This is a genomic window from Streptococcus mitis, assembly GCF_047463435.1.
Lineage (GTDB): Bacteria > Bacillota > Bacilli > Lactobacillales > Streptococcaceae > Streptococcus > Streptococcus mitis_DS.
Map to the genome: position 1 here is coordinate 174,508 of NZ_JASHDW010000002.1, position 26,762 is coordinate 201,269.

Below are 26,762 nucleotides of genomic sequence, written 5' to 3' on the forward strand. Positions count from 1 at the left end.
GTTAATGATTCCTCCAATTTAATTTCTAATTAACAAATATAATCATATCCTAAAATCCCTTTTAGGTCAAGTTAAAAACGCTATTTCTTCCCATTTTATTTATTTTTTTAGGAGTGGTAACGTACTAAAACAGCCCAAGCATTCTCACCCGTGTGAGTTTGAATAATAGAGCCCGTTTCCAAAACTGAAATAGGCTTTTCAACATAAGCTTGTAAGCTTTCTTTCATCTCTTTTGCCCAATCAGCACTACCAGAATATGAAATTCCAATCTCCGCTACAGAACGTTCAGTTAGCGAACTTGTCAGCTCATCCAACCATTTTTTAAAAGTTTTAGCTCCACGACCTTTAACGATTGGCTGCAATTCATGGTCTTTCATTTGCATAACAACACGTATATTGAGAAGTGAACTCAACAATCCAGTTACACGACCAATACGACCACCTTTTACCAAATTTTCCAAAGTTGAAACGCCAATATAGAGTTCTGTGTTGTTTTTAACTGCTTCTACACGAGTTAGAATTTCCTCCATATCTTTGCCTTCTTGAGCTAACTTCGCAGCCTCAACTACCTGGAATTTCAAGGCTTGATCAGTGAAGGAACTATCAATCACCGTCACGTCGGCAGTAGATAAACTAGCACCTTGGCGTGCTGCTTCTACAGTACCTGAAAGGGCATGAGACATATGAATAGCAAGAATCTGGCTACCATCCTTAGATAGTTCTTCAAACACTTCAGCAAAGACACCTACAGGTGGCTGGCTTGTCTTAGGAAGATTTTTAGCTTCTTGCATCAACTGAAGAAATTTACCTTCTTCTTTTAAATCAGCATCAGAATAAACAACATTATCAATCATTACAGATAGTGGAACAACAGTGATATCTAATTGTTTTACTAGTTCTGGTTCAATAGTAACAGATGAATCGGTTACAATCTTAATTTTTGTCATAGTTGCAATCTTTCTATTTTAGGATTCAGATTGGTTTTCTTACTCTTAATTATATCAAAAAAAGATTAAAAATCCTAATGGAGTCATTCAAATTTTCCTTAAAAATTTGATATAATCTACTTATAAGAAAAGAGGTTCCTATGATTAAAAAAATTTATCCCGTTTTAACCATTTTACTAGGTGCTGCTATTTATGCTTTTGGGCTGACTTATTTTGTAGTTCCCCATCATCTCTTTGAAGGAGGGGCGACAGGTATTACCCTCATCACCTTTTATCTTTTTAAAATCCCTGTTTCTCTCATGAACTTGCTGATTAATATTCCCCTTTTCATCCTGGCTTGGAAAATCTTTGGAGCCAAATCCCTCTATTCTAGTTTGCTCGGAACCTTAGCCTTGTCTGCCTGGTTGGCTTTTTTTGAGCGGATTCCCCTTCATATTGATCTTCAAGGTGATTTACTGATTACAGCCCTCATAGCGGGAATTCTATTGGGAATTGGGCTCGGAATTATCTTTAATGCTGGTGGGACAACTGGTGGAACTGATATTGTAGCTCGTATTCTCAATAAATACACTCATATATCTATGGGGAAACTGCTCTTTATCTTAGATTTTTGTATTCTCATGCTCATTCTCCTCATCTTCAAGGATTTGAGATTGGTTTCCTACACGCTCTTATTTGATTTTATCGTTTCTCGTGTTATCGATTTGATTGGCGAAGGCGGCTATGCCGGCAAAGGATTTATGATTATCACAAAACGTCCTGATCAACTTGCTAAGGCGATTAATGATGACCTTGGAAGAGGTGTTACTTTTATCTCAGGTCAAGGTTACTATAGTAAAGAAGATTTAAAAATCATCTACTGTATTGTTGGAAGAAATGAAATTGTGAAAATGAAGGAAATGATTCATCGAATCGATCCTCAAGCCTTTATCACGATCACAGAAGCCCACGAAATACTTGGAGAAGGATTTACCTTTGAAAAAGAATAAAAGAGGTCTTGTAGTGACCTCAAAAGTTAGACTAAATCTTCTATCTTTTGGGGTACAGACAACCTCTTTTTTGTTTACTCAATTTCTTAAGACCAATTCCGAGCTACTTCTTCATCTGCCTTTAACTGGTCCACTAATTGGTCGACTGAGTCAAATTTGGTCATATCTCGAATACGATCAAGCCAATAAACCATAACGGTTTCACCATAAATATCTTGATTAAAATCAAAAATGTTGACTTCAAAACGTGCTTCTTCTCCATCAAAGGTCACATTTTTTCCAACACTAGCCATAGCACGATACTTCTGTCTTTGAATCTCAACATCAACCACATAAACGCCATCTGCCGGCATATAAGTACGGTCTAAAAGCACCAAATTAGCTGTTGGATAACCAATCGTACGACCACGAGCATTACCATGGACAACCATTCCTCTTGATGGAAGCGGTACCCCCAAAAGTTCTCCTGCTTCTTTCACATTTCCGTCTAAAATAGCTTGACGAATACGTGTTGAACTAATCTTTCCTTTCTCATCTTCTACAGGTGGGACGATGATAACTTCTCCATCAAAGTAATCCTTTAAATCTTCTGCCGTTTTTTTGTCAGAACCAAATGTATAATCAAAACCTGCAACAATAATTTTGGCATTCATAGCCTTGATATAGGTTGCAAAAAATTCTTCTGCCGTGAGACTAGCGAATTGGCTACTAAAATCAAGGAGATATAATTCTTCTACACCTTCGCGTTTTAATTTTCTTTCACGTTCAGCAGGATTTAAAATATGTAAAAACAAATCAGGATGATAAGGCTCTAAAGCAATCTTTGGAGATTCATTAAATGTCATAACTACGATAGGCAATAAATCCTTTCTCGCAGCCTTGTTGGCAACACGAAATAATTCTTGATGTCCCTTATGTATACCATCAAAATAGCCAAGAACTACGACTGAATCAGATGGTGTGCCAATATCTTTTTGGTTTTTTATAGGAATAGTAATAATCATAAAATAATTATATCATAGTGATAGCTATTTCTGAACCAGAAAATCTGAAATGTCCTTTTTTTAACCTGAAGTGTAGCAGTTTAGAAGAATTTTGTTTTTGAAATCTTAATAAAGAACAAGAGATTGAATTAAAAATCTTAAAATCAGAAAAACGCATCATATCAGCTACCTAAAACTTGATACAATGCGTTTATTTAAATATGAAACAATCTACTCCATTTTTCAAAATGAACATCCAGCAGCCTTTTTACTTTTTATTAATAAGTTCCTTCTTCACCTTGGCTAGTCAAGATAACAGGTCCATCTTTAGTAATCACGAATTGGTGTTCATATTGACAAGATAAACCACCGTCAATGGTTTTATGCGCCCAACCGGTCTTCATATCAGTATCAATTTCCCAGTCACCTGTATTGATCATTGGTTCAATGGTCAAAACCATTCCTTCACGGAGACGAAGACCACGACCAGCAATACCATAGTTAGGAACCATTGGTTCTTCGTGCATGGTTGGACCAACACCATGACCAACCAAATCACGTACTACACCGTAACCACGACTTTCAGCGTATTCTTGAATCGCTGCACCGATATCACCGATACGATTTCCAACAACAGCTTGCTCGATTCCCTTGTACATGGCTTCTTTGGTCACATTCATCAAGTTTTTCACTTCTTCGGACGGTGTACCAACAGCATAAGCCCAACACGAGTCTGCTAAACCACCAGAGTAGCTCTGAGTGTATTTTTTCATTTGCTCCACATTGTTGAAGTTTAGTTTTGAGACATTCAGGTCAGATTTAGCAATAGGACCTCCCAAAACCATATCAACCTTGAGTAAATCACCATCTTTCAAGATATAGTGACGAGGAAAAGCGTGAGCTACTTCATCGTTAAGAGAGCAGCAGGTAGCATAAGGATAGTCCATCATAGCACCGTCAACACCAATCTGAAGCGGAAGGAAATTTTCTTCCTTACAACGACGGCGGACATACTCTTCAACTTCCCACATATCTACGCCAGGCTTAATCAAATCACGTAAGCCGATATGAATGCTTGCTAGAAAATCCCCAGCCTTGTCCATAGCTTCGATTTCACGAGCTGATTTTAATGTTATCATTTTTTCTCCTAGTTTCTAATTAATTTTAACGGTCACATTTGCTTTTGAAACAATCTGGTGACCATGATAAATATCATAATCGATAATAGCTGACCGTCTCGTATGATGGATAATACGTGCTTGAATACGCAGTATATCATCTATCTGAACAGCCTGTAAAAAGTAAATCAGCATCTGCTCAATAATGAGATTTCGACCACTATTAACAACTAAATCTTGGGTCATGTGGGTCAAAATTTCTGCCAATACACCATTAGCCAAAACACCGTTCTTCTCAAGCATAAAGGGTTCCACTGTAATGACTACTTCATCATGATGATAAGAAAGTTTTTGTCCAATCTGCTCAGAAAAAGTAGGTAGAGCAGAAACTTGGGAACGACTCATCTTCTCCATGACATCTCGTCTAGTTATAACGCCAAGTAAGGTTTGATTACTTCGAATAACTGGTACCATTTCAAAGTCTTCAGCAATCATCCGTTGACTCACATTGGCAATATTTGTCGATAATCCAACTAAAAATAGACTGCGGGACATGACCTTATCAATTGTGGTACTTGGTGACTTATCACCAGCGTCTCTCATGGTTACAACGCCCACAACAACCTGATGTTGATTAATAACAGGGAAACGACTGCTACGATTCTTACGTACCAAGTCCAAATAATCTTTAACAGTGTCGGTCTCTCTCAGAAAACCATATTCATGACTCGGACGGTACAGTTTCTCAACTGTCAAAATATCTGTTTTGATTTGAACATTTGACAAGGCTTTATTGATCATGGTCGCAACGGTGAAAGTATCATGCTTGCTTCTTAGAACAGGAATTCCTTTTTGATTGGCCAGTTTAATGACATCATCATGAACCTGAAATCCACCTGTAACCAGAACTGCATTTTCATTTTCCAGCGCTAATAATTGAATACGAGTCCGGTCTCCGACAATCAAGAGCCCCCCATCATGAAGGTAAGATAAGATATTTTGCTCAGTCATGGCACCGATTGAGAACTTACTAAACTCTCTCTCTAAACCTTCTTGACCAGCTAGAACCTCAGAAGAAGTCACTTCTGCAATTTCAGCAAAAGTTAATCTTTCAATGGCAACTTTTTGTGATTTAACACGGATAGTACCACTTCTAGGACGGGTTTCCACAATTCCACGGTTTTCAGCTTCTTTAATGGCGCGATAAGCCGTTCCATCACTGACTCCCAGATGATTGGAAATGCTACGAACACTGACCCTTTTACCAACGGGTAATTCTTCCAAATAACTTAGAATTTCTTGGTGCTTACTCATTGAATTCTCCTTTTACATACCGAAATTCAAGATAATCCCGCATTTTTCTTGTGTAGCGATCACTTCCTTTAAACTGACGAATCAATCGAAATCCAGCCTTAAGAGCAACCCTTTGGCTAGCTTCATTTTCAAGGTGAGTAATGATGGCTAATTGTTTTAAACCAAATTCTTCAAAAGAAAGCTGACATAGTTTTTTTACAACTTCTGTCATGAAACCTTGAGACCATGCATCTTTTCTCAAAAAATAGCCAAGCTCTGCTTCTTTTTTGATTTCATCTAACTTCTCAAATTTAATAGAACCAATCATTTTTTCAGTTTTCTTGTCACAAATAGCCCATACTCCTAAAGGAGCCTTCATAAAGTAATTAGCCAGTGCATATTGGCTTTCTTCCAGACTTGCCTGAGTCGGAAAAATAAATTGGAGATTTTCGGGATTTGAAGCTATCTCATGAAAGTCTTGACTATCACTAAAAAAGAAAGGACGCAAATACAAGCGATCCGTTTCAAAAAAAGAAAACATTGCTAATTTGGTCCAAATATTCATAATCACCTCTACGGTTTATTCTTCAACAAGTGTAATATCCGCTCCTAGATTACGTAATTTTTCAATAATATCTGAATAACCACGTAAGATGAACTCAATATTTGTAATTTCAGTTTTACCTTCAGCCATCAAACCAGCAATGACAAGTGCGGCCCCAGCTCTAAGGTCAGTAGCTTTTACATTTGCCCCACGTAAACTACGTCCACCGTTATATAAAATATGGTCATTTGTAGTCGTAATATCCGCGTCCATCTTTGCTAGTTCAAAAACATGGTTTACACGTTTCTCATAAATGGTATCAATAATGGTACCACGCCCTTCCGCTGTTAACAAGAGAGGAGTAATTGGTTGTTGCAAGTCAGTAGCAAAACCAGGATAAGGAGCTGTCTTAATATTGATTGCTTTCAAATTAGACTGTTCCTCGACAAAAATGCTGTCTTCAGATACAGTCATTCGAACTCCCATTTCTTCCAACTTCGCAATGAAACCTTCTAAGTGTTCGTATAGTACATTATTAATACGAATTCCCTTACCAACTGCAGCAGCTAAGGAAATATACGTTCCAGCTTCAATACGATCTGGAATCACCTGATGACGCGTTCCGTGTAATCTTTCAACACCATCAATAATGATGATATTGGTTCCTGCACCACGGATATGGGCACCCATATTATTCAAGAGAGTAGCTACATCAATAATCTCAGGCTCACGGGCTGCATTTTCAATAATAGTACGACCACTTGCTTTAACCGCAGCAATCATCGTATTAATAGTCGCACCGACACTAACCGTGTCCATGTAGATACTTGCGCCGTGAAGTCCTGTATCTTTGGCAGATAACTTCATGTTATCTCCCTCGTAGCTGACAGTTGCTCCCATAGCTTCAAAAGCCTTAAGGTGTAAGTCAATAGGGCGAGGTCCCAAATCACATCCACCAGGTAAACCAACAGTAGCTTCACCAAAGCGACCTAAAAGACTTCCATAAAAATAATAAGATGCACGAAGACTGTTGATTTTCCCATAAGGCATTGGAATATTTTGAACACCTCTTGGATCAATCTCCAATACATCGTCATAACGCTTAACGGTAGCACCCATTAACTCCATGATTTCGACAAGACTAGCAACATCAGAAATATCAGGTACACAATCTAAAGTCACAACATCATCTGCCAAAATAATAGCCGGAATTAAAGCTACAACACTATTTTTTGCGCCACTAATGGTAATCTCACCTTGCAGAGGCAAGCCACCATTGATAACAATTTTTCTCATTTTAAATTTTTAATACTCTTTCAAAATTTCTAAAAAGGTCCTGCATTAAAGTATATCATAAATTCACCCTTTTTTCCATCATTTTCAATTATATTAGCTGAATCGGATTTATTAGTAAATGAGCTGTCTTGAAATGTTTTGCCCCCTAAATACAAAAAAAGCCCTTCGGATCAAATCCGAGGGGCTAGAAACGTTGTTAAATCAACGGTCGAACTTTTGAATTTCAAGGTTCGGGATAAAATAGTTCACTGAACTATTTTATTTTTTAAGGTTGTAGAATGATTTCAATCCACGGTATTCAGCTACTTCACCAAGTTGGTCTTCGATGCGAAGCAATTGGTTGTATTTAGCGATACGGTCTGTACGTGAAAGTGAACCAGTCTTGATTTGTCCTGCGTTAGTTGCAACTGCGATGTCAGCGATTGTTGAATCTTCAGTTTCACCTGAACGGTGTGATACAACGGCAGTGTAACCAGCTTCTTTAGCCATTTCGATAGCTTCAAAAGTTTCAGTAAGAGTACCGATTTGGTTAACTTTGATAAGGATTGAGTTAGCAGCACCTTCTTGGATACCACGTGCAAGGTAGTCAGTGTTTGTTACGAAGAAGTCGTCACCAACAAGTTGTACTTTCTTACCAAGACGTTCAGTAAGAGCTTTCCAACCATCCCAGTCGTTTTCATCCATACCATCTTCGATAGTGATGATTGGGTATTTGTTAACCAATTCTTCAAGGTAATCGATTTGTTCTGCAGATGTACGAACAGCAGCGCCTTCACCTTCAAATTTAGTATAGTCGTAAACTTTACGTTCTTTATCGTAGAATTCTGATGAAGCACAGTCAAATCCGATAAATACGTCTTTACCTGGAACATATCCAGCAGCTTCGATCGCAGCAAGGATAGTTTCAACACCGTCTTCAGTTCCTTCGAAACGAGGAGCGAATCCACCTTCGTCACCTACGGCAGTTTCCAAACCACGTGATTTAAGGATTTTCTTAAGAGCGTGGAAGATTTCAGCACCGTAACGAAGAGCTTCTTTAAATGTTGGCGCACCAACTGGCAAGATCATGAACTCTTGGAATGCGATTGGAGCGTCAGAGTGAGAACCACCGTTGATGATGTTCATCATTGGAGTTGGAAGAACTTTAGTGTTGAATCCACCAAGGTAGCTGTAAAGTGGGATTTCAAGGTAGTCAGCAGCAGCACGAGCTACAGCGATAGACACACCAAGGATTGCGTTTGCACCCAATTTACCTTTGTTAGGAGTACCGTCAAGAGCGATCATAGCACGGTCGATAGCTTGTTGATCACGTACATCGTAGCCAATGATAGCTTCAGCAATGATGTTGTTTACGTTGTCAACAGCTTTTTGTGTACCAAGACCACCGTAACGAGATTTGTCACCATCGCGAAGTTCAACTGCTTCGTGTTCACCAGTAGAAGCTCCTGATGGAACCATACCACGTCCGAAAGCACCTGATTCAGTGTAAACTTCTACTTCAAGTGTTGGGTTACCGCGTGAGTCTAGGACTTCGCGAGCGTAAACATCAGTAATAATTGACATTTTTTACTCTCCTTATGAGTTAAATTTTTTACACCTCTATAATACCTTAAAACCCCTCCTTTTTCAAGAAAAAACGTTATCTTTGTGCAAATTTTCCTTAACTTTATAAAGTAATCGCTTTCTTTTGTCTGTTTTATTCTAACTTTTATGATATACTGTTTTCATGACAGATTTATCAAAACAATTACTTGAAAAAGCTCATGGTGGACCAAAATTAAATCCAGATGAGCAAAGACGCTATCTTGGCACTTTTGAGGAAAGAGTTCTTGGATATGCAGATATTGACACAGCAAATAGCCCTCAGTTAGAAAAAGGCTTTTTATCTATTTTAGAAAATCTTCAGGAAAAAGCAGAACCACTATTTGTGAAGATTTCACCAAATATCGAATTTGACAAACAAGTTTTCTACTTAAAAGAAGCAAAAGAAACTGATAGTCAAGCTACCATTGTATCTGAAGAGCATACTTCTTCTCCTTTTGGCCTTATTATCCACACCAATGCACCAGTTCAAGTAGAAGAAAAGAACCTTCGACTTGCTTTTGCAAAACTTTGGAAAGTTAAAAAGGAAGAACCAGCCAAAACATCCTTCTGGAAGAAATGGTTTGGCTAAATATTGCGCATATTTAATAAATGCCCAATATTGTTAGCCGTGCGCTCCAGATAGAGACTGGCATTTTTCAAACTATCTTCTAAAGGTTCGCTTTTCTCTAAAATAGAAAAGGTAGCTTGGATATTTTCAAATGGTAGTGAAGGTAAATCTTCAGCGAGACTACCGCAAATAGCAATAACAGGAACTCCGACAGGGGTTCTTTTTGCTACCCCTATCGGCGCTTTCCCTGCTAAACTTTGACGATCTAGCCTTCCTTCTCCAACAATAACCAAGTCAGCATCTGAAACTTTCTTATCAAAGTCAATCAAATCTAAACAAGTGTCAATTCCAGATACGATACTTGCTTGAGCAAAGGCACACAAACCGCCAGCAATGCCTCCACCAGCTCCTGCTCCTTTAATTTCCAATGTTACAGGTGAGGCTTTTTCATAAAAATCTTGGATTGCCTGATCTACGACTGCAAACATAGTAGGATGTAAACCTTTTTGTTTGCCAAAAGTGTAAGTCGCACCTTGATAACCACATAAGGGACTCGCGACATCTGCTAAAATACGGATTTGAACACCTTCAGGAATTTCATAGCGATTTTCTGTTGACATAGAAGCTAAGTTTAATAAGGACTGACCGCAAGCGGGCAAGACATTTCCATCCCTATCATAAAATCGATAACCTAAACCAGCAGTGATCCCAATTCCTCCGTCATTACTGGCCGTGCCACCAACGCCGATATAGATTTCTTTAATCCCTTGAGCAATGAGATGACGAATCAACTCTCCAATACCACAAGTCTGAATTTGAAGTGGATTTCGTTTCTCTATCGGAATTTTTCCAAGGCCAACTAAGTCAGCCACTTCAAATAGTGCCAGTTGTTCTTTTTGAAAATAGCTCATGGCTTCTTTTTGTCCAAAAGGGCCTGTCACTTGGATCCATTTTTCTTCAATGTCAAGAGAATGTCGAATAGAATCTACTGTACCTTCGCCACCATCACCAACAGGGCAGAGGAGACATTCTACATCTGCTATCGATTGTTGGAAGCCTCTTTTTATTGCTTCAGCTACCTGATCAGCGGTCAAGCTTTCTTTAAATGAATCTGGTGCAATTACAATCTTCATATTTTCCCTCATTCTAAACAGTCAATCAAAGGAAGAACTTCTAAAAAATCCCTCTTGTCAACATGATTCGGTATTTCTTTTTTGAGCACTTCTTTGGCACAAAAAGCAATTCCCAGTCCTGCTGACTTCAACATTAATAGGTCATTTGCCCCATCTCCGATTGCAACAGTTCTTTCTCTAGGAAGTTGCAGTTCCTTTCTCCATTGTTCTAGAGTATCTTTTTTGACCTGGGGACTGATAATTTGTCCAACTAATTCCCCTGTTAGAAAGCCACCTTTGACTTCAAGTTGGTTGGCAGAAAAATAGGCAATTCCAAGAGATTTTGCTAATCTCTCAACTATTGGAGAAAATCCACCGGACACCATACCAACTAGGATAGCATTCCTTTGGAGAATAGAAATGAATTCCTGGGCATTTGGCGATAGATGAATAGAATTGAAGACTGTATCAAAGACCGAAATAGGAAGGCCTTCCAACAAGAAAACTCTGTCTCGTAAACTCGTTTCAAAATTCAACTCTCCTCGCATTGCCTGACTTGTAAGCTGCGCAATTTCCGCCTCACGACCTGCCTCTCTTCCCAACAAATCAATCACTTCTTCTAGGATTAAGGTGCCGTCAACATCCATGACACACAAGCCTTTTACTTGGGACATCAGTTCTCCTCTCTAAACAGCCTAAAAATCGTATGAAGTCATCATACGATTTTATCTATTAATTAACTAAACTATGGTACAAGTCAAGGTATGACCTGCAGGCTGTATCCCATGAGAAATCACACTCCATAGCTTGTTTTTGTAGGTTTCTCCAAACATCAGGATGGTTTCTATACAAGTCCAATGCTGTTTGGAAAGTCCAATTTAACCAGTAAGGAGATAGATTGTCGAAGCTAAAGCCAGTACCGCTTCCTTCGATTGGATTGAAAGCACGAACGGTATCTCGCAAGCCACCAACTTCATGAACCAATGGCAAGGTTCCGTAACGCATCGCCATCATTTGAGACAAGCCACACGGTTCAAAACGACTTGGCATGAGGAAGAGATCACAAGCAGCGTAGATTTCTTGAGCTAGTTTGACATCAAAAGTGATATTTGCTGATAGCTTGTCTGGATAGATTTGAGCAAACCATGAGAAAGCTCCTTCAAAGGCTGGATCACCAGTTCCTAAAAGAACAATCTGAACATCATTTTGCAAGATATGGTGCAGACTTTCCACCACCACATCAAAACCTTTTTGACGTGTCAAACGAGAAACAATTCCCACCAGAGGAACGTCAGATCTAACTGGCAAGCCAACTCTCTCTTGCAATTTTGCCTTATTTTGGGCCTTCCCAGACAAATCTTCCTGATTAAAATGATAGTCTAAAAGGGCATCCGTCTGAGGATTATAAAGGTCAGCATCAATCCCATTTACGATACCAGATACCTTACCAGACTCCATTCGAAGAATCTGATCCAAGTTACATCCAAACTGACTAGTCATAATTTCATGAGCATAGCTAGGCGAAACGGTTGAAACACGATCCGCATAGAGAATACCTGCCTTCATCCAGTTCAGACAGTTGTTCCATCGAAGGGTGCCATCAGCATAACGCTCAAAGCCAACTCCAAACAAATCCCATAACATTCCTTCTGAAAATTGTCCTTGGAATTCCAAATTATGAATGGTTAAAACAGTTTTTATTCCTTGATAGGCTTGAATCCAACGGTATTTTTCCTTCAACAAGAAAGGAATCATAGCTGTATGGTAGTCATGAACATGGAGAAGATCAGGAATAAAGTCAATCCTTTCCATAGCCTCAATGGCAGCTAGTTGGAAGAAAGCAAAGCGTTCACCGTCATCAAAATCACCGTAAACATGACCACGGAAAAAATAATATTGGTTGTCAATAAAGTAGAAGGTTACACCATTTAAGACTGTTTTCTTAATCCCACAGTACTGTCTGCGCCAACCAACACTCACCTCAAAATGAAGCACATCTTCAATCTGATTTTCAAATTTAGCCTCTACCATATCATAGTAGGGGAGAATTACTGCAACTTCATGTCCCGCTTTTACCAGTGATTTGGGAAGAGCACCAATGACGTCTCCCAAACCACCTGTTTTTGAAAAGGGTGCACCCTCAGCTGCTACAAATAAAATTTTCATGAATGAATATCCTCTGTTACTTTAGCACCTTTCTTAACGACGACTGGATGTTCTGCAGTTCCACGGATCACAACTCCATCCGCAACTTCAACACCCTTGTCCAAGATAGCATATTCTACCTGAGCACCTTCTCCAATAACAACACGAGGGAATAAGATGCTATCTTTAACCAAGCTATCCTTATGGACATGAATATTACGTGATAAAACAGAATTAGCCACTTGACCTTCAATGATACTACCAGACGCAAACTGAGAAGTGCTTACTTTAGATGTATTAGCATAGTAAGTTGGTTCTTCGTTTTTGACCTTTGTATAAATCTTTTGATTTGGTGAGAAGAGAGAGTAGAATTTTTGTGATTCAAGCATATCTTTGTTAGCTTGGTAATAAGACTCTACAGAATGAATATTTGCCAGATAACCTGTGTACTCGTAGGCAAAAGCCCCTTCTTTGGCCGCCAAATCCCGTAATACATAGCGCAACTTCTCTGGATGTTCTTTCTTAGCTTCTTCTTCTAAGCGTTCAATCAACCAAGGCGTATCTACGACAAAGATATCTGTGGACATATTGTAAACTTCATCTGTTGATTTGCTATCAAATAGTTTATGAGAACGAACATGGTCTGTTTCATCCACTTCCAAAATCGCATTTACTTCTGAAATGTCTTTCTTAGCTAGTTTTTTATAAACTACAGTGATAGGCCCTTTTGTTGTACTGTGTAGGTGGAATACTTGATTCAAATCAATGTTAATCAAAACATCACAGTTAAGTGAAACTGTTTGGTTTGAACCAGAACGCTTCAAATAAGTAAGAAGCTGATGATAGTATTCTTTTCCAACTGTACTACTTTCCACACGAGTATTGTAAATACCTAGATAATAGTGGCTAAGAAGAGTTGACAAGCCCCACTCACGTCCTGAACGGATATGGTCAAAGACTGAGCTGATATTGTCTTGTTGGAAAATACCAAAAATACTACGGACACCAGCATTAGCAAGACTTGAAAGCGGGAAGTCAATCAAGCGATATTTACCACCAAATGGCAAACTAGCTACTGGACGGTGGTCTGTCAGTGTTGACATATCATGAAAACCAACTGTGTTTCCTAAAATGGCAGAATATTTATCAATCTTCATCTGTTGCTACCCCCACTACTTCATCATATCCTACAACTTGTACTTCTTCTGTTCCATCAATTTCGACACCATCAGAAATAACTGCACCTTCACCAATAATGGCACGTTTGATTTTAGCTCCCTGACCGACAATTGCACCACTCATGATAACTGAATCTACTACTTCTGCCCCTTCGCGAACTTGCGCACCTGTTGAGAGGATAGAATGTTTAACAGTTCCATCTACGAAACAGCCATCGACAACCAAGGAATCTTCCACATGAGCATTTGCCCCAAGGAAGTTTGGTGGTGAAATTAAGTTTCTTGAGTAAATCTTCCATTGACGGTTACGGCTATCCAAGGCATTTTCTGGTGAAATATATTCCATGTTAGCTTCCCAAAGTGACTCAATAGTACCAACATCTTTCCAGTAGCCATTAAACTCATATGCATAGACACTTTCACCTGACTCAAGGTAATTTGGAATGACATTCTTACCGAAGTCTGACATATCGACATTGCTCTTTTCAGCAGTAACAAGCATATTGCGCAGACGTTGCCAATCAAAAATGTAAATTCCCATAGAAGCTTTTGTAGATTTAGGTTGAGCTGGTTTTTCTTCAAATTCAACAATGCGGTTATTGGCATCTGTGTTCATAATACCAAAACGGCTAGCTTCCTTAAGAGGAACATCAAGAACTGCTACTGTCAAACTAGCATTGTTATCCTTGTGTGACTGGAGCATATCATCATAGTCCATTTTATAGATGTGGTCCCCAGATAGAATCAAAACATACTCAGGATTGACACTGTCGATATAATCGATATTTTGGTAAATAGCGTGACTAGTCCCTTCGAACCAACGATTTCCTTCACTTGCAGAATAAGGTTGAAGAATAGAGACACCAGAATTGATACCATCTAGTCCCCAGCTTGAACCATTCCCGATATGGTTGTTGAGAGCAAGTGGTTGGTACTGTGTAATGACTCCAACATTGTTGATGCCTGAGTTGGCACAGTTTGAAAGAGCAAAGTCAATGATACGGTAGCGCCCACCAAATTGCACAGCTGGTTTTGCAATGCTTTGAGTGAGTTTACCGAGACGAGTTCCTTGCCCACCAGCAAGAATCAAAGCTAACATTTCATTCTTCATTTTCTACTCCTTTTTGGTTTTTACTTGTGACGGTTTTAGTAGGTTTTAAGCGACGTTTGATTTTCCAAACACTTGCTCCCATAGCCGGTAGGGTAAAGGTCAAGGTCTGCTCATAATCTTTCCATAGTCCTTCTTGCGTTTGCACAGTTTGATTATGTTCTTTCCAAACGCCTCCCCACTCTTCTAACTCAGTATTCCAGACTTCTTCGTAAATCCCTGCAACAGGAAGTCCAATTGTAAAATCTTTTCGTTCAACAGGTGCCATATTAAAGATACAGACTAACATATCGTCCTTCTTACCCTTACGGATGAAGGAAAGAACACTCTGGTCTCGATTATCCGCATCGATGATTTCAATACCATCATAGCTAGTATCAATTTCCCACAGACAGCGGTGATCTTTGTAAAACTGGTTTAGCTGAGAAGTGAAATACTTCATCTTAGCATTCATTGGATCTTCTAAGTTTGACCATTCCAACTGTTCTTCAGATTTCCATTCTAGGAATTGCCCATATTCACTACCCATGAAGAGCAATTTTTTACCTGGGTGACAAATTTGGTAAGTGTAGAGATTACGCAAGCCTGCGAATTGATTATAGCGATCTCCCCACATCTTGTGCATCATACTCTTCTTGCCATGAACCACTTCATCGTGTGAGAATGGTAGGAGATAATTCTCTTTGAAGACATACATAAAGCTGAAAGTCACCAGGTTAAAGTCATATTTACGATAAATCGGATCTTCTTCATAGAAACGGAGGATATCATTCATCCAACCCATATTCCATTTGTAGTCAAATCCTAGACCATCTGAATCCTTAGTGTCAGTAATCTGAGTAGCTGATGAACTTTCCTCAGCTATCATCATAACGTCTGGATGAACTAGTTTAATCACATCATTCAAGCGTTGAAGGAAATAATAACCTTCATAGTTGAGATTGCCACCATCTTTATTAGGAGTCCATGGAGCATCATCGTAGTCAAGATAGAGCATGTTGCTAACCGCATCCACGCGAATACCATCTAAATGATAAAAATCAATCCAGAACTTAATACTAGAGATCAAGAAAGACTGGACTTCATTCTTTCCAAGGTCAAAATTAAGTGCTCCCCAACCGTAGTTATGAGCCTTATTATGGTCTTGGTATTCAAAAGTCGGTGTTCCATCATAATAGGCCAAGGCATCATCATTAATAGTAAAGTGACCAGGTACCCAGTCTACGATAACGCCTATATTGTTTAAGTGACATTCCTCAACAAAATCTTGAAACTCTTCAGGACGACCATAGGCATGCTCTAAAGCAAAGTAACCCATAAGCTGATAGCCCCAACTCAAACCTAGTGGGTGAGACATCAAAGGCATAAACTCAATGTGAGTATAATTCATCTCAACCAAGTAAGGAATGAGTTCATCTTTCAATTGAGCAAAACTATAGGGGCTGCCATCCGGATTTCTCTTCCAAGAGCCAGCATGAGCCTCATAAATATTGACAGGACGCTCTTCAAAGCTCAAGCGTTTTCTACGGGCTAGCCAGAGGCCATCCTTCCATTTCTTTTCTGGAATATCTGTTAAAATAGCCCCAGTACCAGGTCGTGCCTCATATCGTACAGCCAAAGGGTCAATCTTCATCAGCTGATGACCATTTGCACGTGTGATATGATACTTATAAATTTGACCTTCTTGAGCAAGACTGGTAAAGACTTCCCATACTCCAAATTCATTCCGTTCCATCAGAATTTGATTTTCAACCCAATTGGTGAAATCCCCTACCAAGTGAACAGCCTGAGCATTAGGCGCCCACACACGAAAAGTATAGCCATACTCTCCATTTTTTTCTTCCCTATGAGCTCCCAGATAGTGCTGGAGGTGAAAATTTTCACCTGTCACAAAGGTTTCTAAAGCTTGTTTCTTATCCATACACCCTCCTAATTCTGTAAGCGTTTTCTATAGATTTATTATACTACCTTTTTAGGGAAGATTCAAGTAAATTACGGAATTTGCAAAAAAATCTTTTGAAAGTCTTCAACAAATTCACTGATGTGTTCACTTGTAAATCAAGAAATTTTCAGAAACGATTTGAAAACGAATTGTTTTTTAATAATACTATCATAAAGTTCGTTATTTAGCTAACAAAAATATAATTTTAAGAAAAAAAAAATAAATCAGGAAACGAATCTCCTGATTTTATTAACAAATAAAGCACCACAAATGGAATTAAATGTAAATCTATTCTACAAAACTTTAAAGACGCTGGCACTGACGCCACCAACCATGTCTTTATCACTTAAATGGCTATTGGTCACCAATAGTTCTAGATTTCCAGCATTTTCAAACTGGAAGTCTTGCCCTTTAGCATTAAATACAACCAGTAAATGTTCTTCCCCTTGAATCTCATAGACAATCCAACCACTATGTTCGTTGGCTGAATGAACAAAAACATGATGGTAAATCTCATCATAAGTTGGGTAAGAAAAGGCACTGCTTTCTGTCTTCAATCGAATCATCTGACGGATAAACGCAATACTATCTTGACGCTCATTAATCAAGTCCCAGTTCACTTGGTTCACACTGTCTGGAGCATTATAGCTATTCATAGCACGTTCTCTATCATCATGGGTCAGTTCACCATTTTCACCAGTCGCAACCAGTTTGGTACGACCAAATTCTTGACCGATTTCCATAAAAGCCATTCCTTGCATGAGTAGATTCATGGCTGTGGCAGTTTCGACCTTGCGCATGATTTGCTCTGAACTTTGGTCTGGATGTAGGGTTGCCAACAAATCGTGAAGATTGTAATTGTCATGGGCCTCTACATAGTTAAGTACTTGGTTTGGATGTGTATAGGTACCTAATTCACGACTGCCTAGGATTGCTTTGGCAAGAATTGGCTCTGTCGCAGCACCGCTGACAAAACCTGATTTAATTGCACCATAAACTTCTCCACCTTTGACAGCATCGCGCTGATTGTCATTAAAGAAACCAATATTTGGCATCTGGTAGGCATTGTCTTTCTTAGCCTTATCATAAGGGGCAAGACCTGTTCCCATATCCCAACCTTCTCCATAAAGGATAATGTTAGGGTCAATTTCATCCAAGCTCTGACGAATCATCTGCATGGTTTTGACATCATGAATCCCCATCAAATCAAAACGGAAGCCGTCAATATTGTATTCCTGCACCCAGTATAGAAGAGAATCAATCATATACTTGCGGAACATTTCGTGTTCACTGGCTGTTTCATTCCCAACACCCGTTCCATTCTGGAAGGTGCCATCTGGATTCATACGATAGTAGTAATCAGGGACAGTTGTTTGGAAAGGTGCATCAACAACTGAGAAGGTATGGTTATAGACCACATCCATAATGACACCAATGCCAGAATCGTGATAGGCTTGAACCATGGTCTTCAAATCACGAATAACCTGAGCAGGATCCTCTGGGTTTGTTGAAAGGCTCGTCTCTGGTGCGTTATAGTTTTGTGGGTCATAGCCCCAGTTGTAGGTTACATTCCCGTCCTCATCGTATTCTTTGTGACGATCTGCGATTGGTTGCAACTGAACATAATTGTAGCCCAGCTTCTTGATGTGATCAAAAGCAGTTGACTGGCCGTACTGGTTAACTGTTCCAGTCTGAGCAGCACCCAAGAAAGTTCCGCGAAGATGTTCATCCACACCTGAGGTCGGTGATTTGGTCAAATCACGAATGTGCATTTCACAAATAACTGCCTTACATGGATTTGCCAAGCGCCAAGTAGCCTCAGAACCGTTCTTAACCTCAAAGTTTTCAACTTGCTTTTCTGCATGGCTCAGAATAGCTGAACGTTTGCCATCAGGACTGGTTGCAATGGTATAAGGATCGCGTGTCAGTGTTTGGTGGTGAGGAAATTGGACTTGATACTGATAAGCCTTACCAGTCAAATCTTCCTCAACATCCAAACTCCAGACACCGATTGTATTGTCCTTATGATTATAGGAATAGCTATTGCCTCTCTCCATCTCAAATGTCTTCCAAACAGGAGCATCATTAGCAGCTGATTCATAAACGACAATCTGCACTTCTGTCGCTGTTGGAGCCCAAAGGGCAAAATGAGCCTGATTATCCTCTATACGGCAACCCAATTCCCCTTGATAACCCCAATGATGGTCAAAACTAGCACTATTAATGGCCTTATCAAAGGCAAACGGATTTTGATTTTTATAGAAAGGACTGGCAATAGCAGGATTTTCAGAGTAATAAATCCTATCATCCCCTTCCAAAATCCAGACCTCTGTTAAGAGAGGATAGTGATTAAAACGGATAGCATATTCTTTACTGGTTTGGCCTGTATGAACCACAAAATTCAAACTTTCTAGTGGATGAGAACTTGGATGTTCAAAACTAAATAAAGCGCCAAAATAATCTTCTTTGTAGGTCAGTAAATCAATTCGCTGATCCTGACTCTTTACAAAAGAGCAAGTATCGTATTCTCCATTCTTGCGATGGTAATGAATACGCATAGGGTAGTTATACATTTTTTATTTTTTCCTTTTAATTCTTATTTTTTTCTATTTCACTAATATTTTTTTGTCAATCTCGTCTCAATTAATAAACATAGTCATATTATCTAAACTCTGATTTTAAACGATCATTACAAACTTTCTAACCAAGCTTCGTCTCGAACCTCGATACCAAGTTCTTGTGCTTTTTGCAGTTTACTTCCAGCATCTGCACCAGCAACGACGAGGTTGGTCTTTTTAGAAACACTGCCTGTCACTTTGGCACCCAGACTTTCGAGTTTACTTTTAGCTTCTGAGCGCTTGAGACGTTCCAATTTTCCTGTCAATACAACGGTCAAACCTGACAAGGCTGCATCTGCTACAACCGTATGGCCTTTATAGTTCAAATTGACCCCAGCTTCTTTCAATTCTCTGAGGAGAATTTCAGACCCCTCTGTCGCAAAATAAGTCTGAAGACTCTTGGCAATCACACCACCCAGACTTTCAATACTAGCCACTTCCTCTGGATCTGCCTGAGCCAGATTTTCAATTGAATGAAAATGTTGAAGTAACAACTGACTGGCCTTGCTTCCGACATGGCGAATTCCCAAACCAAACAAGAGTTTTTCAGCAGAGTTTTCCTTAGATGCTTGAATGGCTTGATACAGTTTAGAAGCAGACTTTTCCTTAACCCCCTCTAAAAGTAGGAAATCCTCTTCTTGTAATCGGTAAATATCTGCCACATCCTTGACTAAATTGGCAGCAAATAGTTTCTCAACAATAGATGGACCAAGACCAGTAATATTCATGGCATCTCGAGAGGCAAAGTGAATCAAGCCTTCCATGATTTGGGCAGGACAACGCGGATTGATACAACGAAGGGCCACTTCATCTTCAAAGTGCAACAAGTCAGAGTTACAACTTGGACAGTTTGTAGGGATATCTAGTTTTTCTTCAGAAACCCGTTTGGACTCTACCACACGTAAAACGGCAGGGATGATATCTCCAGCCTTATAGACGATAACCGTGTCGTCTTTGCGAATATCTTTTTCAGCAATATAATCCACATTGTGCAGGGTCGCACGGCTAACAGTTGTACCAGCCAGTTGTACTGGTGTTAGATTGGCTGTTGGGGTTACAACACCCGTACGGCCAACTGTCCAATCAACTGATAGGAGTTGTGCTTCTTTTTCTTCAGCTGGGAACTTGTAGGCTACTGCCCACTTTGGAGCCTTAACGGTAAAACCAAGTTCTTCTTGACTTGCTAGGTCGTTTACCTTGATTACCACTCCATCGATATCATAAGGCAGGTTTTCCCGTTCCTGTCCTACTTCTTGGATAAAATTCCAGATTTCATCTATATTTTCTGCCAAGATTCGCTTAGGATTGACCACAAAACCTAGTTGTTCAAGGTGCTTCAACACCTTTTCTTGACTATCTCGAGTTGAAGGGCTGGCTTCTTGATAGAGAAACGTCGCAAGATTGCGCTTGGCAACTACTGCTGTATCTAACTGTCGCAGGGTGCCTGCTGCCGCATTACGAGGATTGGCAAATTCAGGCTCTCCATTTTCTTGGCGAGCTTGGTTGACCTGGTCAAAAGAAGCACGGGGCATGTAACATTCCCCACGAACTGTGATATCTAGTTCTTCTGGCAAAGTTAACGGAATGTCCTTAACACGTTTGAGATTTTCTGTGATATTCTCCCCAACAGAACCGTCTCCACGTGTTGCACCTGCAACTAGAATCCCCTTTTCATAAGTAAGAGAAATAGATAAGCCATCGATTTTCAGCTCACAAATATAGGTTGGATGAGCCACTTCCTTACGAACACGCGCGTCAAAAGCTTCAAGCTCCTCACGTGAAAAAGCATCCTGCAAACTATAAAGAGGATACTGATGACTGTATTTTTCAAAACCATCTAAAACCTTGCCACCAATACGATGGGTAGGACTGTCTGCTAGCACTTGATCTGGATAGGTAGTTTCTAACTCGACCAACTCACGGTAAAGACGGTCATACTCACTGTCTGAAACCGAGGGATTATCGCTAGTATAGTACTCAGCCGCATAGCGATTGAGCAAAGCGACCAACTCATTCATTCTTTTATTCATAAAACCATTTTACCATAAAGTAAGCCCTCCTCACAAACGAGAAGGGCGGATAACTTAGAAATCTTACACCTGCTCTGATAATTCTTCCCATTCAAGCATAGCTTCTTCCTGACGGTGGCTGATTTTGTCCAGCTCAGCCTGTAATTCCATCAGTTTGTCGGCATCATTTGTTTCCAACATTTGTTCAGAAATGGCTTGGCTTTGACTTTCTAACTCTTCAATTTCAACTTCTAGACTTTCAATTTGTCGCATGAGTTTGCGAACTTCTTTTTGACTTTCTTTTTGGGCCTGGTAGTCATTGACTGGACTTACTTCATTTGCTTGATTGTTAGTTGAAGCTTCCTCAGTCTGGCTCATTTCTACTTCTGCTTTCTTCTCAACATAGTAATCATAGTCTCCAAGGTAGAGAGTCGAACCATTCTCAGACAATTCTAGAACATGAGTTGCTACACGATTAATAAAATAACGGTCATGGCTGACAAATAGAAGGGTTCCATCAAAGTCAATCAAGGCATTTTCCAACACTTCCTTGCTATCAATATCCAGGTGGTTGGTCGGCTCATCCAGAATCAAGAAGTTATTGTTTTCCATAGACAATTTAGCCAAAAGCAAACGAGCCTTTTCGCCACCTGACAGCATGCCGACTGATTTTTTGACATCATCTCCTGAGAAAAGGAAGGCACCAAGACGGTTACGGATTTCAACTTCTGGCGTCAGTTTAAAATCATTCCAGAGTTCATCCAATACAGTATTACTTGGTGTCAGCTTGCTTTGTGTTTGGTCATAGTAACCAACCTCAACATTAGCACCAAAGCGCTTTTCACCCTTGATAAACGGAATCTGCTCCACAATAGACTTGATAAAGGTTGACTTGCCGATACCATTGGGACCAACGATAGCAACAGCATTCATCTTACGAAGGTCTAGGTTGATTGGCTCTGACAATATGTCCCCATCATAACCAATGGCTGCATTTTCTACTGTCAAAACGATATTACCAGACGTTTTTTCAGACTGGAAGGTCATATTGGCTGATTTCTTACCAGCTTCAGGCTTGTCTAAACGCTCCATTTTTTCCAGCTGTTTGCGGCGAGATTGGGCACGTTTGGTTGTTGAAGCTCGGACTAGATTACGATTGACAAAGTCTTCCAGAGCAGCAATCTCCTTCTGTTGCTTTTCATAGTTTTTTGCCTCAGTAGCTAGCTTTTGCTCTTTCAACTCGACAAAACGAGAGTAATTGCCCACATAGCGATCCAAGGAATGCTTGGTCAAATCCAGAGTAATTGTCGCAACCTTATCCAAGAAATAACGGTCGTGGCTGACAATAATAAGGGCACCACTATAGTTTACCAAGTAATTCTCTAGCCAGGCAATAGTTTCAATATCCAAGTGGTTGGTTGGCTCGTCTAGTACCAAGAGATTAGGTTTTTCAAGGAGCATTTTGGCTAGAGCCAAACGAGTATTTTGACCACCAGAAAGCTCGGCAATTTTCATCTGCCACATAGATTCATCAAACTTGAATCCATTCAAAATCGCTCGAATATCAGCTTCATAAGTGAAACCACCTGCTTGGCGAAAATTCTCAGATAAGCGGTCGTAATCTGACATCAGCTTATTCAAGTCCTCACCAGACTTTTCACCCATCTCCAACTCCATCTGACGCAGTTGTTTCTCAGTCCGACGCAAGTCATCAAAGACATGAAGCATCTCATCGTAGATGGTATTTTCAGATTCAAAACGGCTATCTTGGGCTAGGTAAGACAGAGAAATATCTTTTTTCTTATTGAATTCTCCGCTAGTTGGCTCCTCTTCTCCAACCAAAATCTTCAAAAGAGTAGACTTACCTGCACCATTTTTCCCAACAAGAGCAATCCGATCGCGTTCATCTACCTGCAGATTGATATTATCAAAAAGAACCTCTCCTGCAAAAGAACGTTCAATTTTATTGGCTTGTAAAATAATCATACAAACAGTATAGCATGTTTCCCTAAGGCATTCAAGACTTGATAAACCGACATATGACACCACTTTTCTGAAAATTATGCTACCGTTTTACTAAAACGCTAAAAAGTGCTATAATGTGAACGGTTAAAACAATTTACAAAAAGGAGAATTTCAATGTCTTACCAAGAAAATTACCAGAAATGGGTTGATTTTGCGGAGCTTCCTGACTATCTTCGTCAAGATTTGGAAAATATGGATGAAAAAACGAAGGAAGATGCCTTCTATACAAATCTTGAATTTGGTACTGCAGGTATGCGTGGTTTGATTGGTGCTGGTACAAACCGCATCAACATCTACGTTGTTCGCCAAGCTACTGAAGGATTGGCTCGTTTGATTGAGTCTAAAGGTGGAAACGAAAAAGAACGTGGTGTGGCAATCGCCTACGATAGCCGTCACTTCTCACCTGAGTTCGCCTTTGAATCTGCTGCAGTTCTTGCTAAACACGGCATCAAATCTTATGTATTTGAAAGCCTTCGTCCAACTCCAGAACTCTCATTTGCAGTTCGTCACCTCAACTGTTTCGCAGGTATCATGGTCACAGCTAGCCACAACCCTGCACCATTTAACGGTTACAAGGTTTACGGTGAAGACGGTGGACAAATGCCTCCACACGACGCAGACGCTTTGACTACTTATATCCGTGCAATCGAAAACCCATTTGCAGTTGAAGTTGCTGATGTGGAAACTGAAAAAGCTTCTGGCTTAATTGAAGTTATCGGCGAAGCTGTTGATGTTGAATACCTCAAAGAAGTTAAGGACGTTAACATCAACCCAGCCTTGATTGAAGAATTTGGTAAAGACATGAAGATTGTCTACACACCACTTCATGGTACTGGTGAAATGTTAGCTCGTCGTGCTCTTGCCCAAGCAGGATTTGACTCTGTTCAAGTCGTAGAAGCTCAAGCAACTGCTGATCCTGACTTCTCAACTGTAAAATCTCCAAACCCAGAAAGCCAAGCAGCCTTCGCCCTTGCTGAAGAACTTGGTCGTCAAGTTGGTGCAGATGTTCTTGTGGCAACTGACCCAGACGCTGACCGTGTTGGTGTTGAAGTTCTTCAAAAAGATGGTAGCTACCTCAACCTTTCAGGTAACCAAATCGGTGCTATCATGGCAAAATACATCTTGGAAGCCCACAAAAACGCTGGAACTCTTCCTGAAAATGCAGCCCTTTGCAAATCGATTGTATCAACTGACTTGGTAACGAAGATTGCTGAAAGCTACGGCGCAACTATGTTCAACGTCTTGACTGGTTTCAAATTCATCGCTGAAAAAATCCAAGAATTCGAAGAAAAACACAATCACACTTACATGATGGGATTTGAAGAAAGCTTCGGTTACTTGATTAAACCATTCGTACGTGATAAAGACGCTATCCAAGCTGTTCTCGTCGTTGCTGAGCTTGCTGCCTACTACCGTTCACGCGGTTTGACACTTGCTGACGGTATCGAAGAAATCTACAAAGAGTACGGCTACTACGCAGAAAAAACTATCTCTGTTACCCTTTCAGGTGTCGATGGTGCTGAACAAATCAAAGCGATTATGGCTAAGTTCCGTAACAATGCTCCAAAAGAATGGAACGCAACAGCTATCACTGTCGTAGAAGACTTCAAGGCACAAACTGCTACTGCTGCTGACGGTACTGTTACAAACTTAACAACTCCTCCAAGTGATGTGTTGAAATACACACTTGCTGACGGTTCATGGATTGCTGTTCGCCCTTCAGGTACAGAACCAAAAATCAAGTTCTACATTGCAGTTGTAGGTGAAACCAACGAAGAATCACAAGCTAAGATTGCTAACATCGAAGCAGAAATCAATGCTTTTGTAAAATAAAGTCCTATAAAAGATGAGACCAACCAATCTCATCTTTTTTTCGTATCAAATCTAAGCAATTTTAGAAACTTTATGGCATACTAGACATATCAATGAAAGCGAGGTAATCTCATGGAACAATTTTTAGATAATATCAAAAACCTTGAAGTCACTACAGTTGCGCATGCTCAAGAAGCTCTTGATAAAAAAGAAACTGCAACCTTCTTTATCGGTCGCAAAACTTGCCCTTACTGCCGTAAATTTGCAGGTACTTTAGCAGGTGTCGTAGCTGAAACCAAAGCTCACATCTACTTCATCAATAGTGAAGAAGCAAGCCAACTCAATGAGTTGCAAGCATTCCGTTCACGCTACGGAATCCCAACTGTACCAGGCTTTGTCCACATCGCAGATGGACAAATCAATGTCCGTTGCGACTCTTCTATGTCAGCACAAGAAATCAAAGATTTTGCTGGATTGTAAAAAAGCCACTCATCGAGTGGTTTTTAAATGGTCAAAATTGCGTTTTTTCAAGCAAATCTTGTATCATTCTATGTAGTTCTTCTATCTTCTCAGATTGCTTCTCAAGTAGTATTCTCTGACTAGACAATTCATCTTGGAGTTTATCAAGTTTTATCTGTTCATCTGGATTATCTTTTACAAAAAAGTTCGTCAAGGCACTCGTTAACATTCCTATTGTTCCAATACCAACAAGCATTAATAAAACAGCTAACCATTTACCAAAGATCGAAGTCGGAACAATATCCCCATAACCAACTGTCGTTACAGTCACAAGAGCCCACCAAAGACTTTCTGAAAAAGATTTTTCTTCAACTACAGATAAAATTGAACTTCCTACTAGAACAACAAAGATATTAACATAAAATATATAAATCAGGCCATTTGTCCGTAAGAATTTACTAATTTTTCTTTCTAATTTACCTGTAAGTCCAATTATTCTAAGTAAACGAGTCAGTTTCAATAATTTTGTCAGTCTTGCTAAGCGGAAGATACGCCCTAATCGAAATACTGTAAAAATAGCATTTAAAGGAAGGATAGCTAGCAGATCAAAAATATTTTCAATTATGAATCGCCATTTCCCTTTACTTAAAAAGAACCGCCAACCATAATCTACCACAAACACAAACCAAAGTAGTAAGTCAATAATACTGTATGGAGGACTGTCTAAATCAATCATTTCAGCAAATCCAAGCAAGACTAGAACAACAGATATCAACGCAAGGATGATAATCGTTGTGTCATAGTAATCCTTAAATAACCATTTTCTTTTCACATCATTTCTCCTATAACATTTTTAAACATTATACCACACCAAATCGCTACTAGATAAATAAAAAAGAAGGCCCTGTACTGCACCCCAAAAGTTAGACAGAAAAAATCTAACTTTTGGGGTGTTTTATTATGAAATTGAGTTATGATGATAAAGTTCAGATCTATGAACTTAGAAAACAAGGATATAGCTTAGAGAAGCTT

Annotated in this window: 21 protein-coding genes and 1 pseudogene; 5 read left to right on the plus strand and 17 right to left on the minus strand. The window is 39.6% G+C overall.

The window, feature by feature from the left end; genetic code table 11:
* Positions 1–107 precede the first annotated feature (107 nt).
* Positions 108–947 (minus strand): DegV family protein, encoded by an 840-nt coding sequence (locus QM843_RS02135; RefSeq protein ID WP_414304751.1) that lies wholly within the window; start codon positions 945–947, stop codon positions 108–110.
* A gap of 140 nt (positions 948–1,087) precedes the next feature.
* Between QM843_RS02135 and QM843_RS02140 the strand changes: the two genes are divergently transcribed.
* A complete protein-coding gene (locus QM843_RS02140; protein ID WP_049501768.1) occupies positions 1,088–1,936 on the plus strand; it encodes a YitT family protein in 849 nt (282 codons plus the stop codon).
* Between the two features lie 86 nt (positions 1,937–2,022).
* On the opposite strand, the gene QM843_RS02145 is transcribed toward QM843_RS02140, so the two are convergent.
* The 6 genes from QM843_RS02145 to eno all read right to left on the minus strand — a co-directional run bounded on the left by QM843_RS02145 (position 2,023) and on the right by eno (position 8,733).
* Positions 2,023–2,940 carry a bifunctional riboflavin kinase/FAD synthetase gene (locus tag QM843_RS02145; RefSeq protein ID WP_084927290.1) on the minus strand — a complete coding sequence of 306 codons (918 nt, stop codon included), beginning with the start codon at positions 2,938–2,940 and terminating at the stop codon, positions 2,023–2,025.
* Positions 2,941–3,197: 257 nt separating this feature from the next.
* Positions 3,198–4,058, minus strand: coding sequence for a methionyl aminopeptidase (locus QM843_RS02150; RefSeq protein WP_049488763.1), 861 nt, complete (start codon positions 4,056–4,058; stop codon positions 3,198–3,200).
* Positions 4,059–4,073: 15 nt separating this feature from the next.
* A complete protein-coding gene (gene spxR, locus QM843_RS02155) occupies positions 4,074–5,351 on the minus strand; it encodes a CBS-HotDog domain-containing transcription factor SpxR (RefSeq protein WP_261080612.1) in 1,278 nt (425 codons plus the stop codon).
* Positions 5,344–5,895: a GNAT family N-acetyltransferase gene (locus QM843_RS02160; RefSeq protein ID WP_261080707.1), complete on the minus strand. Its 552-nt coding sequence runs from the start codon at positions 5,893–5,895 to the stop codon at positions 5,344–5,346. Before QM843_RS02160 ends, spxR begins: the two co-directional genes overlap by 8 nt.
* Before the next feature lie 15 nt (positions 5,896–5,910).
* The gene (locus tag QM843_RS02165; RefSeq protein ID WP_084927292.1) at positions 5,911–7,170 is read right to left on the minus strand and encodes a UDP-N-acetylglucosamine 1-carboxyvinyltransferase; all 1,260 of its coding nucleotides are present in this window, start codon (positions 7,168–7,170) and stop codon (positions 5,911–5,913) included.
* A gap of 258 nt (positions 7,171–7,428) precedes the next feature.
* Positions 7,429–8,733 (minus strand): surface-displayed alpha-enolase, encoded by a 1,305-nt coding sequence (eno, locus tag QM843_RS02170; RefSeq protein ID WP_000022813.1) that lies wholly within the window; start codon positions 8,731–8,733, stop codon positions 7,429–7,431.
* Positions 8,734–8,896: 163 nt separating this feature from the next.
* Between eno and QM843_RS02175 the strand changes: the two genes are divergently transcribed.
* Entirely contained in the window at positions 8,897–9,343 is a 447-nt protein-coding gene (locus tag QM843_RS02175) for a DUF1694 domain-containing protein (RefSeq protein ID WP_000131089.1), read from the plus strand.
* On the opposite strand, the gene QM843_RS02180 is transcribed toward QM843_RS02175, so the two are convergent.
* From QM843_RS02180 to QM843_RS02220, 9 genes are all read right to left on the minus strand, one after another.
* Positions 9,340–10,455 carry a glycerate kinase gene (locus QM843_RS02180; RefSeq protein ID WP_414304750.1) on the minus strand — a complete coding sequence of 372 codons (1,116 nt, stop codon included), beginning with the start codon at positions 10,453–10,455 and terminating at the stop codon, positions 9,340–9,342. The two genes, QM843_RS02175 and QM843_RS02180, sit on opposite strands and share 4 nt — an antisense overlap.
* An 8-nt stretch (positions 10,456–10,463) precedes the next feature.
* A complete protein-coding gene (gene serB / locus QM843_RS02185; protein WP_004254255.1) occupies positions 10,464–11,108 on the minus strand; it encodes a phosphoserine phosphatase SerB in 645 nt (214 codons plus the stop codon).
* A gap of 58 nt (positions 11,109–11,166) precedes the next feature.
* The gene (gene glgA / locus QM843_RS02190; protein ID WP_023947477.1) at positions 11,167–12,600 is read right to left on the minus strand and encodes a glycogen synthase GlgA; all 1,434 of its coding nucleotides are present in this window, start codon (positions 12,598–12,600) and stop codon (positions 11,167–11,169) included.
* Entirely contained in the window at positions 12,597–13,736 is a 1,140-nt protein-coding gene (gene glgD / locus QM843_RS02195) for a glucose-1-phosphate adenylyltransferase subunit GlgD (protein WP_414304749.1), read from the minus strand. The genes glgA and glgD overlap by 4 nt, the downstream gene beginning before the upstream one ends.
* Complete coding sequence (locus QM843_RS02200) at positions 13,726–14,868, minus strand: glucose-1-phosphate adenylyltransferase (RefSeq protein WP_049491443.1); 1,143 nt, start codon at positions 14,866–14,868, stop codon at positions 13,726–13,728. The genes glgD and QM843_RS02200 overlap by 11 nt, the downstream gene beginning before the upstream one ends.
* Positions 14,858–16,786: a 1,4-alpha-glucan branching protein GlgB gene (gene glgB, locus QM843_RS02205; RefSeq protein ID WP_414304748.1), complete on the minus strand. Its 1,929-nt coding sequence runs from the start codon at positions 16,784–16,786 to the stop codon at positions 14,858–14,860. The genes QM843_RS02200 and glgB overlap by 11 nt, the downstream gene beginning before the upstream one ends.
* 314 nt (positions 16,787–17,100) lie before the next feature.
* The gene (gene pulA, locus QM843_RS02210; RefSeq protein WP_414304747.1) at positions 17,101–19,380 is read right to left on the minus strand and encodes a type I pullulanase; all 2,280 of its coding nucleotides are present in this window, start codon (positions 19,378–19,380) and stop codon (positions 17,101–17,103) included.
* Positions 19,381–19,496: 116 nt separating this feature from the next.
* Positions 19,497–21,455 carry an NAD-dependent DNA ligase LigA gene (ligA, locus tag QM843_RS02215; protein WP_414304746.1) on the minus strand — a complete coding sequence of 653 codons (1,959 nt, stop codon included), beginning with the start codon at positions 21,453–21,455 and terminating at the stop codon, positions 19,497–19,499.
* Positions 21,456–21,518: 63 nt separating this feature from the next.
* Positions 21,519–23,420, minus strand: a complete 1,902-nt coding sequence (locus QM843_RS02220; protein WP_414304745.1) for an ABC-F family ATP-binding cassette domain-containing protein — start codon at positions 23,418–23,420, stop codon at positions 21,519–21,521.
* Between the two features lie 153 nt (positions 23,421–23,573).
* Here QM843_RS02220 and QM843_RS02225 point away from each other — a divergent pair, with 153 nt between their 5' ends.
* Both QM843_RS02225 and QM843_RS02230 read left to right on the plus strand, forming a co-directional pair.
* The gene (locus tag QM843_RS02225; protein ID WP_000121692.1) at positions 23,574–25,292 is read left to right on the plus strand and encodes a phospho-sugar mutase; all 1,719 of its coding nucleotides are present in this window, start codon (positions 23,574–23,576) and stop codon (positions 25,290–25,292) included.
* A gap of 111 nt (positions 25,293–25,403) precedes the next feature.
* Positions 25,404–25,751, plus strand: a complete 348-nt coding sequence (locus QM843_RS02230; RefSeq protein ID WP_045611749.1) for a DUF6568 family protein — start codon at positions 25,404–25,406, stop codon at positions 25,749–25,751.
* A gap of 31 nt (positions 25,752–25,782) precedes the next feature.
* On the opposite strand, the gene QM843_RS02235 is transcribed toward QM843_RS02230, so the two are convergent.
* A complete protein-coding gene (locus tag QM843_RS02235; RefSeq protein WP_049547101.1) occupies positions 25,783–26,562 on the minus strand; it encodes a potassium channel family protein in 780 nt (259 codons plus the stop codon).
* A gap of 128 nt (positions 26,563–26,690) precedes the next feature.
* Between QM843_RS02235 and QM843_RS02240 the strand changes: the two are divergent.
* Positions 26,691–26,762 (plus strand): annotated as a pseudogene (locus tag QM843_RS02240) (transposase); the annotation flags it as partial.